Annotated in this window: 17 protein-coding genes; 4 read left to right on the plus strand and 13 right to left on the minus strand. The window is 49.7% G+C overall.

Annotated elements, in window-relative coordinates:
- Positions 1–83: 83 nt before the first annotated feature.
- Together GQS10_RS20505 and GQS10_RS20510 are read right to left on the minus strand one after the other, a co-directional pair.
- Positions 84–869 carry a TatD family hydrolase gene (locus GQS10_RS20505; protein WP_166245745.1) on the minus strand — a complete coding sequence of 262 codons (786 nt, stop codon included), beginning with the start codon at positions 867–869 and terminating at the stop codon, positions 84–86.
- A gap of 20 nt (positions 870–889) precedes the next feature.
- Positions 890–2,170 carry an HD domain-containing protein gene (locus GQS10_RS20510; RefSeq protein ID WP_166245746.1) on the minus strand — a complete coding sequence of 427 codons (1,281 nt, stop codon included), beginning with the start codon at positions 2,168–2,170 and terminating at the stop codon, positions 890–892.
- A gap of 342 nt (positions 2,171–2,512) precedes the next feature.
- Here GQS10_RS20510 and GQS10_RS20515 point away from each other — a divergent pair, with 342 nt between their 5' ends.
- Positions 2,513–2,767 carry an AbrB/MazE/SpoVT family DNA-binding domain-containing protein gene (locus tag GQS10_RS20515; protein ID WP_166245778.1) on the plus strand — a complete coding sequence of 85 codons (255 nt, stop codon included), beginning with the start codon at positions 2,513–2,515 and terminating at the stop codon, positions 2,765–2,767.
- Positions 2,768–2,855: 88 nt separating this feature from the next.
- Here GQS10_RS20515 and rsmI read toward each other — a convergent pair whose 3' ends face one another.
- The 8 genes from rsmI to GQS10_RS20555 form a co-directional block, all read right to left on the minus strand.
- Complete coding sequence (gene rsmI / locus GQS10_RS20520; RefSeq protein ID WP_166245748.1) at positions 2,856–3,749, minus strand: 16S rRNA (cytidine(1402)-2'-O)-methyltransferase; 894 nt, start codon at positions 3,747–3,749, stop codon at positions 2,856–2,858.
- Positions 3,742–4,506, minus strand: coding sequence for a methyltransferase (locus tag GQS10_RS20525; RefSeq protein ID WP_166245750.1), 765 nt, complete (start codon positions 4,504–4,506; stop codon positions 3,742–3,744). Before GQS10_RS20525 ends, rsmI begins: the two co-directional genes overlap by 8 nt.
- 72 nt (positions 4,507–4,578) lie before the next feature.
- Entirely contained in the window at positions 4,579–4,968 is a 390-nt protein-coding gene (gene yabA, locus GQS10_RS20530) for a DNA replication initiation control protein YabA (protein ID WP_166245751.1), read from the minus strand.
- Positions 4,969–4,992: 24 nt separating this feature from the next.
- Positions 4,993–5,802: a PSP1 domain-containing protein gene (locus tag GQS10_RS20535; RefSeq protein ID WP_166245753.1), complete on the minus strand. Its 810-nt coding sequence runs from the start codon at positions 5,800–5,802 to the stop codon at positions 4,993–4,995.
- On the minus strand, positions 5,789–6,784 hold the full coding sequence (gene holB / locus GQS10_RS20540; protein ID WP_166245754.1) for a DNA polymerase III subunit delta': 996 nt from the start codon (positions 6,782–6,784) through the stop codon (positions 5,789–5,791). Before holB ends, GQS10_RS20535 begins: the two co-directional genes overlap by 14 nt.
- 12 nt (positions 6,785–6,796) lie before the next feature.
- On the minus strand, positions 6,797–7,243 hold the full coding sequence (locus GQS10_RS20545; RefSeq protein ID WP_166245756.1) for a YaaR family protein: 447 nt from the start codon (positions 7,241–7,243) through the stop codon (positions 6,797–6,799).
- 15 nt (positions 7,244–7,258) lie between these two features.
- Entirely contained in the window at positions 7,259–7,588 is a 330-nt protein-coding gene (locus GQS10_RS20550) for a cyclic-di-AMP receptor (protein WP_166245757.1), read from the minus strand.
- Positions 7,589–7,828: 240 nt separating this feature from the next.
- Positions 7,829–11,431 carry a chemotaxis protein CheB gene (locus GQS10_RS20555; protein ID WP_166245758.1) on the minus strand — a complete coding sequence of 1,201 codons (3,603 nt, stop codon included), beginning with the start codon at positions 11,429–11,431 and terminating at the stop codon, positions 7,829–7,831.
- A gap of 239 nt (positions 11,432–11,670) precedes the next feature.
- Between GQS10_RS20555 and GQS10_RS20560 the strand changes: the two genes are divergently transcribed.
- Both GQS10_RS20560 and GQS10_RS20565 read left to right on the plus strand, forming a co-directional pair.
- Positions 11,671–12,336, plus strand: coding sequence for a cobalamin B12-binding domain-containing protein (locus tag GQS10_RS20560; RefSeq protein WP_166245760.1), 666 nt, complete (start codon positions 11,671–11,673; stop codon positions 12,334–12,336).
- Positions 12,337–12,343: 7 nt separating this feature from the next.
- Positions 12,344–12,964 carry a hypothetical protein gene (locus GQS10_RS20565; RefSeq protein WP_166245761.1) on the plus strand — a complete coding sequence of 207 codons (621 nt, stop codon included), beginning with the start codon at positions 12,344–12,346 and terminating at the stop codon, positions 12,962–12,964.
- A 54-nt stretch (positions 12,965–13,018) separates the two neighbouring features.
- On the opposite strand, the gene tmk is transcribed toward GQS10_RS20565, so the two are convergent.
- From tmk to GQS10_RS20580, 3 genes are all read right to left on the minus strand, one after another.
- On the minus strand, positions 13,019–13,687 hold the full coding sequence (gene tmk, locus GQS10_RS20570; RefSeq protein ID WP_166245780.1) for a dTMP kinase: 669 nt from the start codon (positions 13,685–13,687) through the stop codon (positions 13,019–13,021).
- Between the two features lie 96 nt (positions 13,688–13,783).
- The gene (locus GQS10_RS20575) at positions 13,784–15,235 is read right to left on the minus strand and encodes an aminotransferase class I/II-fold pyridoxal phosphate-dependent enzyme (RefSeq protein ID WP_166245763.1); all 1,452 of its coding nucleotides are present in this window, start codon (positions 15,233–15,235) and stop codon (positions 13,784–13,786) included.
- Between the two features lie 106 nt (positions 15,236–15,341).
- Entirely contained in the window at positions 15,342–15,527 is a 186-nt protein-coding gene (locus GQS10_RS20580) for a sigma factor G inhibitor Gin (RefSeq protein WP_166245765.1), read from the minus strand.
- 266 nt (positions 15,528–15,793) lie between these two features.
- Between GQS10_RS20580 and GQS10_RS20585 the strand changes: the two genes are divergently transcribed.
- A complete protein-coding gene (locus tag GQS10_RS20585) occupies positions 15,794–16,330 on the plus strand; it encodes a hypothetical protein (RefSeq protein WP_166245766.1) in 537 nt (178 codons plus the stop codon).
- The last annotated feature ends 168 nt before the right edge of the window (positions 16,331–16,498 follow it).

Below are 16,498 nucleotides of genomic sequence, written 5' to 3' on the forward strand. Positions count from 1 at the left end.
CGAAAACGGCCGTTTTCGCAAATTTTAAAGCATGAAAGCCTTCACATTGCACCTTTCTCTGGTTCGATCTCACTCAATCCCGCTCAATCTTCCGTTTTTTTGATTCTACCAAAAACTGTAAGTGCATTTTTGGTGGTAATCGCTGCAATTTCCTCTAAAGTTACCCCTTTTAGGTGTGCCGCTTCCTCCGCAACCAGCCGAACGTATGCGGTTTCATTGCGCTTCCCACGATATGGATGAGGAGTCAAATACGGCGCATCGGTCTCCAGCAGCAGCCTGTCCAGCGGCACCTGCTCAAGCACCTCTTTTGGCTGACGCGCATTCTTGAACGTCACCGGCCCTCCAAAGGAAATGTAAAAGTTCATATCAAGGCATTGCTTCGCGGTCTCCCAGCTGCCGGAAAAGCAATGCATGATGCCCCCGACATCCTCCGCTTTTTCTTCGCGTAATATTTCAATAATATCCTGATGCGCGTCGCGGTTATGGATCACAATCGGCATCGACAATTTACGAGCAAGGCGGATTTGCTCGCGGAACACCTGCTTCTGCACATCCTTCGGTGAGGTATCCCAATAATAATCGAGGCCCATTTCCCCTAAAGCAACAACTTTGGGATGTGTTCTCGCCAGCTCCTCAATCCAATCCAGGTCTTCAGGCTTCATATCAATTGCATCCTGCGGGTGCCATCCTACTACGGCGTACACGAAAGGGTATTTCTCGGCAAGCTCCAGCGTCGTCGGAATCGTCTCGCGGTTGAAGCCGATGTTTACAATGGTGGACACTCCCGCTTCTCTTGCCCTTCGAATCGCTTCGTCCCGATCGTCATCAAATTTATTGGAATCCATATGCGTATGTGTGTCGACTAACATTTGTATTCGTATGTCTCCTTTCATGATCCAAGCAGCTTGGCTACGGACGGGGTTACTGCTGCCCGATGCTTTGCCAATAAATCCGCCGGATAAAACAACTGAACTTTTCCTTTATGTACGCCGCTGATGGACCGGACAATTTCCGATACGTGCGAAATTTCTACGAGCTCCTGCTTTTCCGTCAGCAAATAAATCGGTGTCGTTTTCTCTTTCGAGCCCCCCGGCTGGTATACATCGTAAGGCTGATCTGTCGGAAAATCCATTTCTACATAATATGTCGAATCCGCCCCTAAGGAATCAAGCAGCGACTTGAGCTCATTCACCGCTTCCTCATCCACCTGATCCAGGGTTACATACTTAAACAGCTTTCGTTCCAAAAATCTTCGGCATAAATCCGCTAAAATCGGATCCTTTTCCATCGTCCACTGCATGAAGGTAGTTTGAATAAAAGATTCATCAAGCCGCAAATAGTCCTCAACGGTTAACGTATTGGCCAGCAAATCGTCCAACGGATGTAAAAAGAAGCCGAAGGAATAGCCCTGCTGATGCAAATCACGAGCCCGCAAGAAAATTTTGCGCAAAATAATCTCAGAACTGCGGGTTACCGGATGGAAATACACCTGCCAGTACATCTGATAGCGGGAGGTTAAGTAATCTTCAACGGCATGCATGCCGCTTTCCTTAACGACAATTTTTCCTTGGTAAGGACGAACGACACGTAAGATGCGGTCTATATCGAAGGTACCATAGTTTACCCCAGTAAAAAATGCATCGCGCAGCAGGTAATCCATCCGATCCGCATCCAATTGGCTGGAGACCAGGCCAACTACGATGGGCTTCTCATAAGTTTTACAAATCACGTTGGCTACTTTCTGCGGAAAATCAGGGGACACTCGCCGCAGCACTTCATTTACTTCCGTATCTCCCAGTATGATTCGGCATGACCAATCCTCATGCATCACCTTAAACACCTTTTCAATAGAGTGGGAAAAAGGGCCGTGCCCAACGTCATGAAGCAGCGCGGCGCAAAGCGAAAGCAGCCGTTCCGAGGCTGGCCAGTCCTCATATGCCGCCCGTTCAAACCCGGATATAATCTTACGCGTGATTTCATACACCCCAAGGGAATGGGAAAAACGGCTGTGCTCCGCACCATGGAACGTGAAAAACGAAGTGCCCAACTGCCGAATCCTTCTCAACCGCTGAAACTCCTTCGTATTAATTAAATCCCAAATGAGCTGATCTTGAACGTAGATATATTTATGTACGGGATCCTTAAATACTTTTTCTTCCTTAAATATCATGCAGTACCCTCCTAAATTTTTTTCATCAACCGAATTAAATATCTACACTTACTTTTTAATTCGACATTTTTCGCTATTAACTTGTCGAACTCCTCTCATTTCCGTTTCCAATCACAGCAATAAAAATTCGACAAATCTCTGTAATTCCTCTCCAATTATATCCACTGGTTTGATTTGATTTTATCGTAATAACAAGGATTGTCCACAAAATCGTTAAAAATATTGTCGAAAAATCAGAAATAAAGTTGAATTTAGTTATTGACTGTTATGGCAATGGCTGGTATCATGAAGTTACAAAGATTGTCGAATCATGACGACAAGATGTCGAAAGGGGACTCTTATATAATGAAATCAACAGGAATTGTACGTAAGGTCGATGAGCTGGGACGCGTTGTTATTCCAATTGAATTGCGCCGCACTTTAGGGATTGGCGAAAAAGACGCGTTGGAAATTTATGTAGACGGCGAGCGCATTATGCTCAAGAAATATGAGCCTGCATGCATCTTCTGCAGCAATGCTGATAACGTTTCCTACTTCAAGGGGAAAATTGTTTGCAATTCTTGCATCTCAGATTTGCCTACCCCTGTGACAAATTAGGAATTATCGTATATAATAAGAACATAACCCATGTTAATTCTAACCTTTTTATATCTCCTTGTTGTCCCAAGACGTGATGTCCCTCGCATTACACGTCTCGGGACCTTTTTTTGTTCTCATCCGTATGTACGATTTGGTACACTTCCCGCTTCGGCAGTTTACGGTCACCAGCCGTCAACTTAATCGCTTCCTTGCTGTTTCCGGTCTCGCGCTCGTAGTGAGCTACATGCTCTTCAATAGATAGGCTTGCCCACCACTGCTCCCCTTCCGCTTGCGCACGCTCCTCTTCCGAAGCCCCTTCCAGCACAAGCACGAATTCGCCCTTGGGCGGGTGCTGCTCCAGATGTCCGAGAATCTGCTCCACCGTGCCGCGGATCGCTTCCTCATAACGTTTCGTAAGCTCGCGGACAAGCGCCGCTTTCCGCTGCATGCCCCATGCTTCGCCAACCGTTTGCATCGTCGCTTCAATGCGATGCGGCGATTCATAGAAGATCATCGTAGCGTCGCAGCCCTTCCATTTATCGAACAGCTCGCGCAGCTTCTTCTTCTCTCGGGGAGGGAACCCCAGAAAAAGAAACGAATCCGTCGGCAGTCCGGAAATAATTAACGCAGACAAAGCGGCGTTCGCACCGGGTACCGGAATGACGCTGATCCCAGCCTCAATTGCCAGCGCCACCAGATCCGCACCCGGATCGGATATGGCCGGCATTCCGGCATCGCTCACCAGCGCGACCTGCTGCCCCTCCAGCATAAATTTGATCAGCTCCGGTCCGCTCGCCATCTTGTTATGCTCATGGTAGCTCACAAGCCTCGGCCCTTCGATTTCAAAATGCGTCAGCAGCTTCTTCGTCTGCCGCGTATCCTCGGCTGCGATCCAGTCGGCCTCTTTCAAAATACGAATAGCCCGGAAGGTCATATCCTCCAAATTACCGATCGGTGTGGAAACCAAGTATAACGTTCCTGCCTGCTGTATATTACCCATCCTGATCACCGTCCGTTAAATGTAGTTGCTTCCCTTCAAATATGCGCTGCAGCTCCGCCGTGTATGCTCCATTTTCTTCATGAACGATAAAAGGCGGAAGCAGACGCAGCTCCGGCTTTCCTTCCTTTGCCGCTTCCACCAGCACCATGTTTGCTTCGGCCCCCAGCTTAGGGTGAATGAAGCGAATCCGCTTCGGCTCTAACCGGTACGCCCGCATCAGTGTAATAATATCGATGAGACGTGAGGGACGATGCACCATTGCCGCCTTGCCTCCGAACTTTAGAAGGCGGCTGCAGCAGGCAATGACATCCTCCAGCGTGCAGTACACCTCATGTCTTGCCGCGGCGATATAAGAATTCGCCTTTCGATCCCCGCTCGCCACTGGCATGTAGGGCGGATTAACGGTGACGACATCATATACCCCTGTACCCGTTTGTTTATGAATTTCTTTTAAGTCTCCGTGAAAGACGTTCAGCTGTTCCGCCAAACCGTTCATTTCCACATTCCGGCTCGCCATATCGGCCAAGCGCTCTTGAATTTCTACACTGTCAATCAGTGCTTTCGTTCTCGTGGAGAGCAGCAGCGGAATAACCCCGTTGCCCGTGCACAAATCCATGACCCGGCCACGGGCCGGTACGCTGCAGAAACGGGCCAGCAGCACCGCGTCCAGGGAAAAAGCGAACACCTCGTCGCTTTGTATAATTTTGAGCTGATGTGTCAGTAGGTCGTCAATCCGCTCGCCTTCTCGAAGCTGCACCGCTAATCATTTCCTTTCAGCAATTTATATACGAAGAAACGCCGCAGGAACCCCACGGCGCTACAAGAAACCTTATCTCACATCTTTGTTCAAGAACGATAAGCAAAATAAGCAGTCGCCCTCGATACGCAAATGTCCATAATACACATTACAAATATGAAAGCCTTCATGATATAAGCGCGCTAAGTTGTCATGACCTTCACCTACGGCCGTTACCGCAGCTTCCGAAGGCGCAGGATGGTGCTCCCCGGCTTCCGGCTCCTCATGAGCCATGCCCTCAGGAAGTGGCTCCTGTTCCTCTCGCTTAATTAGCTTGCGCAGCTGCGAGTTTTCAATACTAAGTCTATTGTTCTCCTCTAAGAGGACAACGAGCTGCTGCTTCACATCCGCAAGCTCACGCTGTATGGTGTTCACCTGATCTTCCAAGCCGCAAACCTGTTCGTAAACGTCTCTTTTGTCCACCGTTCCACCCCATACCTTGCGCCCCTACTGCATGACGACATCGTCGAAAGGCAGCTCCATGACTTTTCCGCCCTGCTCGAACAGCCTTACCTGTGCCATACGGTTGTCCAGGTTTAGGCCGACAACCTTTCCGTTACCCAGAGAAGTAAGCACCATAGCTCCAACCGTCGGCATCTCATCCTTGCTGCTTTCGTAGTTATCGTGCTCGAACTTTAAGCAGCACATGAGTCTGCCGCAAAGACCGGATATCTTCGTTGGATTCAGCGATAAGCTTTGATCCTTCGCCATTTTAATCGAAACCGGCTCGAAATCCCCAAGCCAGGACGAGCAGCAAAGAATGCGTCCGCAGGGACCTAACCCTCCGAGCAGCTTCGCTTCATCCCGAACCCCGATCTGGCGCAGCTCAATGCGTGTGCGGAACACGGAAGCCAAGTCTTTCACCAATTCCCGGAAGTCGACACGCCCTTCGGCGGTAAAATAAAAAATGATTTTGTTGCGGTCAAACGTATATTCAACGTCCACCAGCTTCATCTTGAGCTGATGGCCACGAATTTTATCTACGCAAGTTTTAAACGCGTCCTTTGCGGCCGCTTTATTTTCTTCAACAACCCCTGCATCTTTCTCATCCGCAATACGGATCACCTTTTTTAAAGGAAGCACCACATCGTTTTCACCGACTGTCTTCTTCGGGGTGACGACTTTGCCGTACTCGATACCGCGAGCAGTCTCAACGATGACGTTGTGCTCTTGATGGACCGAGAGGTTGGAGGGGTCGAAGTAGTATACTTTACCCGCTTTCTTAAAGCGGACGCCTACAACTTCATACGTTTGCATACGATCCTCCCTGTAACGATATGACAAACTGCTCCAGCACAAGCTGCGGATTCGCATGGAAACGGAGCCGTTTCTTCCCTTCCATCGCATGCTCCATCATTCGAACCCATTCTGCGGCAGATTTCGCGAATGCTTGCTTGGAAAGCCAGTCCGTCTGGTCTATATAAACGATCGATTGCTTAACACCGCTTTGGATCGAAATCATATCTTTAAATAATAGAAGAAATAAATCAAAGCAGGTTTCCAGACCTTCCTGCAGATCTGGCTTGGAAAGCAGCGCATTGGCGGTTACCAATGCCGATCCGGAGCCGGAAAGAGACTCCTTCGCTAATTGTAACACTAGGTTTCTCATCTCTGCAAACCAATTTAATTGGATAAAGTCCCGCGCCTGCTCAATTCCTGACGAAATTCGCACCGCCGCACGAACGAGCGGATCCGGCCTGCCCTCCTGACGGAGAAGTTCTGCCATCGTACTCGCAGGAAGCGGAGTAAACGGAATCCACTGCGCCCGCGATTTGATCGTTGGCAGCAGAGCATGTCCGTTGTCCGTAATGAGGATCGCCGTCACCGCCTGCGACGGTTCCTCCAAAAATTTAAGCAGGCTGTTCGCTGCCTGAACCGTCATCCGGTCTGCGGCTCCGAGAATGTACACACTTCGCTTTGCCTGAGACCGGTAGGCGAACTGCTTCTGCAGCTCGCGGATTTGCTCAATTTTGATGCTGCTGCCTTCCGGCTCGACCATGACGATGCCTTCATGATTGCCGCTCGCCACCTTGCGGCAGGATAGGCATGAGCCGCAGGCGTCCTCTCCATGCGCCTCACACAGCAGTGCAGCGGCAAATGCCAGCGCCGCTTCCTTGCGCTGGGTTCCGGGCGGCCCGCTGAAAATATACGCATGCGATGTGCGTCCGCGGCGCAGTCCGCTCTGCAGCATTTGCTTTGCCCGCTCTTGTCCGATAATATCCGCTAACGCATAGGCCATAGTATCCGATCCTTAAAATAATAAATTAATAAGCAGTCCGCGAATGTCGCCGATACTGTTGAGCAGCTGAATTTTCCCTTGTTCGCTGGTAAGCAGCTCCTCAGCCAGTTCGAGCAGGCTGCGGTCGATTTCTTCAATGATTTGATACCGTTTCGTCCGGCCGCGGCGATCCCAGCCCTTCGTTTCCTTCAGGCCTACCCCCCGCCGAACCGTTTCCTCCAGAAACGATTTCACCATTTGCTTGTACAATCGCAGCTCACGCACCGTCATGGACTTCGCCAAACGGTCGCCCTGCATCGCGATTTGCTGCAGACGCTGCTGGAGCTCGTCCATCGTTGTTCGCTCTCGCTGCTGGTCCATCAGATCCGCAAAGCCCTTTGGAGGCAGCGGTTGGCTGGCCGACGAATCGTTCCGCCGTACGCCGGTATCGATCGGCCGCCAGCCGGGGTTAATTTTCATAACGGGTCGCTCCCTCTAAAAATGCTCAAACCGTTCGACAGGAAGCACGAATACCGCTGCGCCGCCAACCTGAACCTCCACCGGGAACGGAATATACGAATCCGTTGTTCCTCCCATCGGAGAAACCGGCGTAACGAGCTGCTCCCGCACCTTGCAGTTTGCTTTAATAATGGAAAACACCTCTTCCAACCGGTCATCATCAATCCCGATCAAAAATGTGGTGTTGCCCGCTCTCAAAAAGCCGCCAGTGCTCGCCAGCTTCGTTGCACGGATCCCGGCCTTGATTAGTGCGTTCGACAATCGGTTGCTATCCTTGTCTTGAACTACAGCAATAACTAATTTCATGCCGAATCCCTCCTTTGATTATACCATGATTATAACATGTTTGTTTTCGTAAGCGTTTCCAAACTGTCTATAACATTATTTACTACCTACTTATTTTGACGGCAGTACCTGCAATTCCTCCGTCTATATTCCTATATTATATACAAAAGTTTCAATATTGGTGTCTATACCCTCCTCATACAGGTGAAAAGCTGCCTAATTCCATCTATGAAAAAAAGGACGGCCTGAGCCGCCCTTCTTCTATTCCGCTTCTCTTCCATCAAGAGGCAGTACGATCGTTACCGTCGTACCTTTCCCTTCCTCGCTTTCAATGACGATCCGGCCTTGATGATTTTCGATAATTTTATAGCTGACCATAAGACCAAGGCCCGTCCCTTTATTTTTCGTCGTGTAGAACGGTTCGCCAAGCTTTGCAAGCTTGCTTTTTGGAATGCCTGTTCCTTGATCTTTAAAGCGAAGCTGCAGCCGTTCATTCGGCAGCTCGGATACAGTCACTTCGATCCGACCGCCGGAAGGCATCGCTTCGACACTATTTTTAATCAAATTAATAAATACCTGCTTTAGTTGATTTTCTACACAATACACGGACGTATTCTCCGTATGGTACAGGCATTCAATCTCTACGTTGTTAATGATGGCCTGTGTTTCCAGCAGCATGACGACATCGCCCAGCACTGTTTTCATGCTCGCCGGCCGGAATTCCAGCGCCTGCGGCTTTGCGAGCACGAGAAGCTCTCCGACGATATGCTCGATGCGCTCCAGCTCGGTGGACATAATTTCCACATAGCTGTCGCTGTGCTTGCCTGTGGAAATCAGCTTCGTAAAGCCCTTTAACGCAGTTAACGGATTGCGGATTTCATGGGCAATGCCTGCCGCCATCTGGCCAAGCGCTGACAGCATTTCCGACTTGCGAAGCAGCTCCTCGGTCTCCTTCAGCCCGCTGATATCCTCGGCGATTCGCAGGAAATGAATGACCTGCCCCTGTTGATCGGTAATCGGCAGCATCTTCACCGTTTCCCAGAAATTCGAGCCGTCGCGGCGCTTCCCTTCGAGTTCTCCCTGCCACGTAAAGCCGTTACTTATGGTTTCCCAGACTTCCTTGTGTTTATCCTGAGATTCCCACAAATTGAGGAAGTGGAAATCCCGTCCAACAACATTCTCCATCGCGAACCCGGTTAATCGCATAAATTGCGGATTCGCATACTCTATGCGCCCCTCCGAATTCGTGATGACGATAATGCTCGGACTTTGCTCGATGGCATAGGAAAGCTTGATCAGCTCCTGGTTAATAAGCTTCAGCTCGGTAATGTCGACAAAAGTCAACACGATCCCCTTCACAAAATTGTCCGTCGTCCGGTACGGAAGAACCCGCATGCTGTACCACTTGCCGTTGCGGCTTTCAATCTCTTTTTCCACTGGAATGAGCGTCCGAAGCACCATTTTAGCGTCATCAACCAAGCCTTCATATTTAAAGCTGTGTGAGATATGTGCAATCGGCCGGCCGTAGTCAACGTCCATTAAATTAATTTCCCGCGTAATTGCCGGAGTAAATCTGCGGATGCACATGTTTTTGTCCAAGAAAATGGTGCCGATCTTCGTGCTGATCAAGAAGTTATCCATATCATTGTTAACTTCCGTCAGCTCTTGAATTTTGTACTGATATTCGGTATTCACCGTTACGAGCTCTTCGTTGACCGATTGCAGCTCTTCGTTCGTGCTTTGCAGCTCCTCATTGGCCGCTACCAGCTCTTCATTGGTCGCCTGCAGCTCCTCATTGGACGTTTCCAGCTCCTCAATGGTCGCCTGAAGCCGTTCCTCCGCACGCTGCAGCTCCTGCTCCAGCTCCACAATCCGATGATTGACATTACTTGTCAGGTCAAGTGTTACCGTAGATTTATCCTCAAGCAAATTCTCCATCTGCTCTTCTTCAAACATGACAAGAACTAAGCGCTCAAACGCCCGTTTTTTGCGGGAAAACGGTTTTACCGTTAAGTGCAAGAGAATGCTCTCATCCGGCGCAAACGTCATATTACGGTATACGACCGGCTGTTTTTCCTTGCGGACTTTCTGAACTGCCGTCATGATCGCTACTGCCAAATTTGCCTCGACCATTTTATACACATTCCAGCTCGGTTTCCCCTTGGCTAATGCCAAAAACTTATTCACCGGGCCGCTTAAATGGACGATATCGTTATTTTCATCTACCACCATGCACGGCTGCATATGCTCATCCACGAAGGTGGTATAAATATCATCAATTTTTTTATGCTCGGTCGCTGCACGAATTCCCGGCAGCACCCGTTTCCGATGCTCCATTACTTGCGCTTGCACATTTTCCCCTAGCTCAACTTCATTTGGAGCGCGTCCCAAGCTTTCATCTCTCTGCTGGAATATATTCCACCTGCGGTCGAAGGCTGTAAATAAATTGGTTAACCGTCCGAGCGTCTCACTTGGACCCAAAAATAAAAATCCGGTCGGCACGAGAGCAAAATGGAATAAGGACAACACTTTTTTCTGCATTTCAGGCTGCATATAGATGAGCATGTTGCGGCAGGTGATGAGATCGAGATTGCTAAAAGGCGGGTCTTTGGTGATATTGTGCGGAGCAAAAACGATCATTTTGCGGATTTCTTTGCGAATCTGGTACACATCGCCGTCGCGGATAAAATGGCGGTCCAGCTGCTCTTCCGACATATTGTCCATGATACTCTCGGGATAAATTCCTTGGCTTGCATACTCAATGGAATCCTTCTCTAAATCCGTTGCAAAAATCTTCACATTGAACCATTGGTTCGTACGATCCATGTACTCCTTCAGCGTAATGGCGATGGAGTACGCTTCCTCTCCCGTTGAACATGCCGCAACCCAAACGCGGATTTCCTGTTCATCTTTTTTGCGTTCAAAGATGGCGGGGAGCACTCTCGTCCGAATGACCTCAAAAGCCAGCGGATCGCGAAAAAAATTCGTAACCCCGATCAGCAAGTCCTTACGCAAGGCGTGGATCTCTGTGGGATTTTCCTTCAAATAATCGTAATACTGCACAATCGAAGACATATTATGTAAACTCAGCCGCCGTTCGATTCTCCGCAAAACGCTGTTTCGCTTGTAATAGGTAAAATCTACGCCGCTCTCTTCCTGAATCAGCCGAAAAATATCAAGAACGTAATTTTCGACATCTGTGGGTGACATCAGCTCTGGAGTCGCAAGTTCGTTCTCGTTGTATTCCTTCGTGGCCATATTGCTCTGCGCATGCTCCATTAAGTATTCATGCATATTTTCCGGTGAAATGACGTAATCCACATGACCGGACATAATCGCGCTTTTGGGCATTCCGTCAAATTTAGCCGATTGCTCGTCCTGAACCAAAACGAGACCGCCACGCTTCTTTACCGCACGGATCCCCTTTGTTCCATCGGAACCTGTACCCGACAATACAACCGCTATGGCAGCAGGACCTACATCCTCCGCAAGCGATTCGAAAAATAAATCTATCGGCATATTTAACCCCGAAGGGGATGATTTCTCTTTTAGCTGCAGGACACGGTTGATGATCGTCATGTTGCTTTTAGGCGGAATTAAATAAACGACATTCGGCTCCACCTTCATCTGATGCTCAACCTCTACAATTTTCATGGCCGTATGCTTCGAAAGCAGTTCCACCATGAAGCTCTTATAGTTGGGCGATAGATGCTGGACAATAACAAACGACATGCCGCTGTATGGGCTCATTTTCCCGAAAAACTTCTCGAGAGCCTCCAACCCGCCGGCCGAAGCGCCGATTCCGACGATATACCCGGTCGATTCGTTTTCTTCCAGTGCGTTTGGAGCTTGGTTCTGTTCCATGGTCTCCTTACCCCTTCAAGCCGACACGGATGATCTTTCGATATCGGGCCGCTTTCGACTTTATTTATACTTTTTCTAGCATACTAAAATAGCATATGCCAATCTACTAAGTGATGCAACTTTTAAATGTTACTAACCGGAAATTTATCCGCTTTGCTAGGCATCTTCTTGGATTTCATATAAAATATGAACCGTACGTCTATTTTAGCTGATTAATCTAGCAAACGGAGGTGGTCCCGTTGCAACCTATAGAATCATTCACAGAGCTGCTGCTGAACGGCGACCAGACGGCTGCTTGGGAAGCCATAACCGAGAACCGTGAGGCTGGTAAAAACAGCCTGTTTATCTACGAGCGATTATTGGGACATTCGATGAAATACATCGGTCAGCTGTGGGAACACAATTTGATCTCGGTAGCGGACGAGCATCTGGCATCGGCGACCTGCGACATCACTTTGACCCGGTACAGCAGCCAAATGACCAAACCGCCAAAGCCCAACGCGCCAAAAGCGATGCTGCTTTGCTTAGAAGGGGAAGAGCATTATTTGGGGTTAAAAATGGTAGCCTGTTATTTGAGGGAAGAAGGCTGGGATGTAAGGTTTTACGGCCCTAATCTGCCTTTGGAATTTGCGTTAATCGGTGCGATGAATTGGAAGCCGGACATGATTGGGATTTCCACTTCCATTGTATATCATCTTCCGAAGCTGGCAGAATACGTAGAAACCTTCGAAGCACTCCATCATCAGCCCCTTGTTATGGTTGGCGGACGATTAGTCAACAAATATGATCTTCGTCCGTACTGCTCCGACAAGACGGCCTTAATCGGCGACTTGCTGGAGTTAACGTACTGGCTGCCTGAATTTTATCAAAAACGCTCAGCGGCTCTCAAAAAGACAACGGGGTGATTTTCTTTTGAATCCATGGTTATCTTATTTACCCGTTCCGTATTTTCACATCGATGCCAGCTTTCGCATTCTTCAACGTTCGGCGTCCGGAGCAGCCATCTTTGCCCCCAGCGCTCTTTTTCTTGATTTCGTGGACTTGGAATCCTACGAAAAAGCGCGAAACTATATCCATTCCGGGCAATCGCTTGCCCGCGTTGAGCTCAACATGCAAACCGTTCAGGAAACATGCGTGTTATTCGAAATATTCCAGCATTGGGACTCCGAAGGCTCCGGGCATTTGGTCTGCATCCGCCAGCAGACGAAGGTAGATCGCCTGCAGGAAAGCATGCACAGTCTGCGCGAACAATTATCCCAAATGGAGCTGAGGGAGAGTGTCCCCCCCCTAATAGCTCCAGTTATCGATATCAACCGGAATCGCAGTCCTATCCTTCCGTCCAAAAGGACTTCTGGGATTCATTCTCTTGCCAACGACTTGAGGAGCGCCTCAGGAACAATTGAGGATTTGCTGCGTGTGATGACCCCGGATTTGCTTGAAATCGGCCGCGGCGAAATGGCCGGTATTATTATGGAGCAGGTGGAAACGATCCGAAAGATAGCTGATGAGCTAAAAACGATGCAGCGCCCCTAGACGCATGCCATCTGGAAATCGGTGCTCATCTTTCGATATGATTACAGAGCTTCGTCAGTTAACATTCAGCTGCTGCTTCAAGCTCTCGTAAACCTGACGAATCATTTGTTCCGGGGGCTGTTCCGCATCAATGACGGTTATTCGTTCCGGGAATCTCGCGAGCAGCTTATGATACCCTTCCCGAACGCGCTTGTGAAAATCGAGCTTCTCTAAATCCAACCGGTTGACCTCTCTTTGCTTGCTGGCTTGGATTCGTGCTAAGCCAATCTCCGGCTCTATATCCAAATAAAACGTCACGTCCGGCATAACATCTTCTGTAGCAAAACGGTTAATCCCCCATACCTCATCAATTCCAAGCCCACGCGCAAAGCCCTGGTAAGCTAGACTGCTGTCGATAAAACGGTCACAAATGACGATTATTCCTTGCTGCAAAGCCGGTACGACTTTTTCCGACAAATGCTGCCGTCTCGCCGCTGCATAGAGAAGCGCTTCCGTTCTGGCGTCCATCGCCGTATTGGCGGGGTTCAAAATAATTCCGCGGATTTGCTCTGCAATTTCGATTCCTCCCGGCTCACGCGTAACCATGACACGATACCCTTCTGCTTGCAGTGCTTCCGCCACCCCTGTGATCATCGTTGTTTTTCCTGCCCCTTCGGGACCTTCGACAGTAATGAACCAACCTCGATTGGAAGCAGGGTCTGCCCCCTTCTGAAGATTGGCCATTTCGTTCTCCTGATTCACTTCGGAATACAGATCCTTCGGTTCTCTCTTTTTCTGATGCATGCTGCTTTCCTCATTTCCCATGTTTCCGTCCATCCCTCACTCTGCAAAAACCTTAATCCATCCTGTCTTTTCGTAAGGAATACCATGAATTTTGGCTTGGAAGCCGTTTAGCTTCCTTATATAATCTATCGCCGCTGCAGTTACTCTCTCTCCAGCAAATAATAGCGGAATACCCGGCGGATATGGTACGACAAGCTGGGCCGAGTACATTCCTGGCGCTTGTTCCAGTGGAACCCAGCGGCTTTCCGGCGTGTTCATTGTGAATGGAATCGGCAAAAGAGGCGACTCCGGAAACAGCAGCTCGTGCTGCTCTTCTTCCGCCGGAGGCTTCACCCTGTTCTTCTGCTCGTGTGGGATACGCATGCCGATCCGCTGGAAGGCCGCGTAGAGCTTGCGGCTGTCCTCTATTGTCGAGCCGGGGCCGAAGACAAGCAGCACTCGTCTAAGGTCCGCCAGCTCAGGGTAACAGTTTTCCTCCTGGAGCAGCTGCGAAAGCTCGAAGCCGGATAAATTTTCACCGGGAATTGTAACGGTTATTTTTAGCGGATCCGCCATCGGGTCATCCGCAGAAGACAGCCGAAATTGTGGAAGAGACTCCATTCCTTGACGGAAGCAGTCGGCAGCCTCCATTGCCTGCTCTATTACGGCGTATCCTTGCGTATGCATCTGCCGCCGAGCCAAATCAAGGGAAGCTAGCAGTACATAAGATGGACTGGAGCTTTGCAGCATCGTCAATCTCTGCTTGAGCACATCGCGAGGGATACGGCCACCCTGTACATGGAGCATCGCCGACATTGTCATGCCTGAGAGCATTTTATGCGTCGACTGCACGACCGCGTCCGCTCCTTGCGACAATGCCGAAGCCGGCAGCTTTGGATGAAAGCCGAAATGCGCACCGTGCGCTTCGTCGACTAGAAGCGGCTTGCCATGCCGATGGGCAATCTCGGCAAGCCTGCGAACCGGTCCGCTGCGCCCGTAATAGCTTGGGCTCGTAATCATCACTGCCTTTGCTTCCGGGTACGCTGCCAGCGCCCTCTCCAGCATATCCTCGGCAATGCCCCCGGCCTCTCCGTACCGGTCGAACGCCGGCGGCAGCATCACGGCTTTTGCTCCGGCCAGCATCAGCCCATGCAAAACCGACTTGTGCGCGGTGCGCTGCACAAGAATTACGTCTCCCTGACCGCACATCGTCAGAATTAACGCCATATTGCCGGCCGTACTCCCGCCGACCAAGAAAAACGATTGCTCGGCGCCAAAGCAATCCGCCGCCAGCGCTTCCGCCTCCGCGATGACTCCCTCCGGCGCATGCAAATCGTCCAGATCGGCTACTTCCGTAGCATCGAGCAAGCACGCCTCCTGCAGGAAGCTGCGGCCGTGAGGCTCCAGCACACCTTTCCCGTATTTGTGGCCGGGCACGTGGAAGCTGGACGGCCCCCGCAGCCAATGCTCACACAGCTTTTCATATAAGGGGGCTCTACTTCGTTCCACCCGCGCCAGCTCCTTTTTTCCAAAGTTCAAACTGCAATGCTCTTATATTACTATAGCCCGTTCGCAAAAGAAAAGGAGGCCTTCGAATCAAGGCCTCCTTTCAAGTCTATGCGTTCTTTCTGTACCAAAGCTGTCTCATTTGCCGGATAAAAAACGGATATTTTGCGTCCATCACATCGGTCCGCACCATCTCTGATTCGCAGGCGCTGCAAATAAATTGATCAATGATCATAATTCCTTCTGAATGAACTTGCCCGCAGATGATGCACGGCTGCAGTTTTCCTTCCTCCATGCCGATACCCACCTTCTATGAATAATTATGTGTTTTGAATATACTCTTATTCTTTCACATTTTCCTAGCTTTTAAACTTCGATTTCTGGGAAAATAGATTTGCAACCTTCGTATATTCATCGTATCATAATTTCATCCTTATCATATGTGGAAAGCCGGCAAAGCGTGTGGCTCTCCGCACAAGATATCGATTACAGCACGACCGGGTCCGATGGACCAGGCTTATTGATTACATCGGATACGGATGGAATGGAGGATCAGACAGCTTGGACAGTCATCTGCTTCATCAGCAACGGGACACAACGATTTATCAATACAAACTGATCCGCAAGGTTACGCACCGGTCCGCAGCATTTTTCGCGCTGCCTGTGCTGCTAGCTGGAGCCTTCGTGTTTAATGCCCTTCAAGGGAATCCATTACAAATGGTTATGCTCGTGTTATGGATTCCGATATGGCTCGTTATCCACCGTTTCCTGATCTCGCTGCTGCAGCGGATCCGTCAGGATCCCGGCGCCTCTCGCTGGGGTTGGCGCAAGGGCTGGCCATGGTTCGGGTTCCTTCCGAACTACCACTATGGATTGCGCACCTTCCTTATGTACTATTGGAACCTTTTATTCGTAGGCATTGCTGCCGCTTGCTTGATTGCACCATGGGGTGATTGGCTGTGGGCAGCAAACGCACTGTTTATTCATCTTTGGCTTGTCGTGCCGCGTATCGCGACGGCCCTTCGCTTAAAGCGGGGCTCCAAAGATTACGGCATGATTCGGATTACCGATCAGGATATCGGATATTATTTACCTTAACGGAACGACCCCATCTAGTACAGCCAATGCGTGGCTGAAGATCGGGTCGTTTTTTCGTGAAACCGTTGCGAAACCATCGTGAAACGAAAAAAACCACACCCAAGTGTGGTCATTCCCTGAAAACTGGATGCGATGAACGAGTGTGTGCAAGCTTGTTGCTTGTTTATT

It is taken from the genome of Paenibacillus turpanensis (genome assembly GCF_011421635.1).
Classification (GTDB): Bacteria; Bacillota; Bacilli; order Paenibacillales; family YIM-B00363; genus Paenibacillus_AK; species Paenibacillus_AK turpanensis.

Excerpts from the sequence above, each read along its gene's own strand:
- tmk (WP_166245780.1), bottom strand. The coding sequence starts at position 13,687 with ATGGCCAATCTTCAGAAGGGGGCAGACCCTGCTTCCAATCGAGGTTGG.
- rsmI (WP_166245748.1), bottom strand. The coding sequence starts at position 3,749 with ATGGGTAATATACAGCAGGCAGGAACGTTATACTTGGTTTCCACACCG.
- GQS10_RS20550 (WP_166245757.1), bottom strand. The coding sequence starts at position 7,588 with ATGAAATTAGTTATTGCTGTAGTTCAAGACAAGGATAGCAACCGATTG.
- GQS10_RS20545 (WP_166245756.1), bottom strand. The coding sequence starts at position 7,243 with ATGAAAATTAACCCCGGCTGGCGGCCGATCGATACCGGCGTACGGCGG.
- GQS10_RS20510 (WP_166245746.1), bottom strand. The coding sequence starts at position 2,170 with ATGATATTTAAGGAAGAAAAAGTATTTAAGGATCCCGTACATAAATAT.
- GQS10_RS20580 (WP_166245765.1), bottom strand. The coding sequence starts at position 15,527 with ATGGAGGAAGGAAAACTGCAGCCGTGCATCATCTGCGGGCAAGTTCAT.
- GQS10_RS20555 (WP_166245758.1), bottom strand. The coding sequence starts at position 11,431 with ATGGAACAGAACCAAGCTCCAAACGCACTGGAAGAAAACGAATCGACC.
- holB (WP_166245754.1), bottom strand. The coding sequence starts at position 6,784 with ATGGCCTATGCGTTAGCGGATATTATCGGACAAGAGCGGGCAAAGCAA.
- GQS10_RS20535 (WP_166245753.1), bottom strand. The coding sequence starts at position 5,802 with ATGCAAACGTATGAAGTTGTAGGCGTCCGCTTTAAGAAAGCGGGTAAA.
- GQS10_RS20505 (WP_166245745.1), bottom strand. The coding sequence starts at position 869 with ATGTTAGTCGACACACATACGCATATGGATTCCAATAAATTTGATGAC.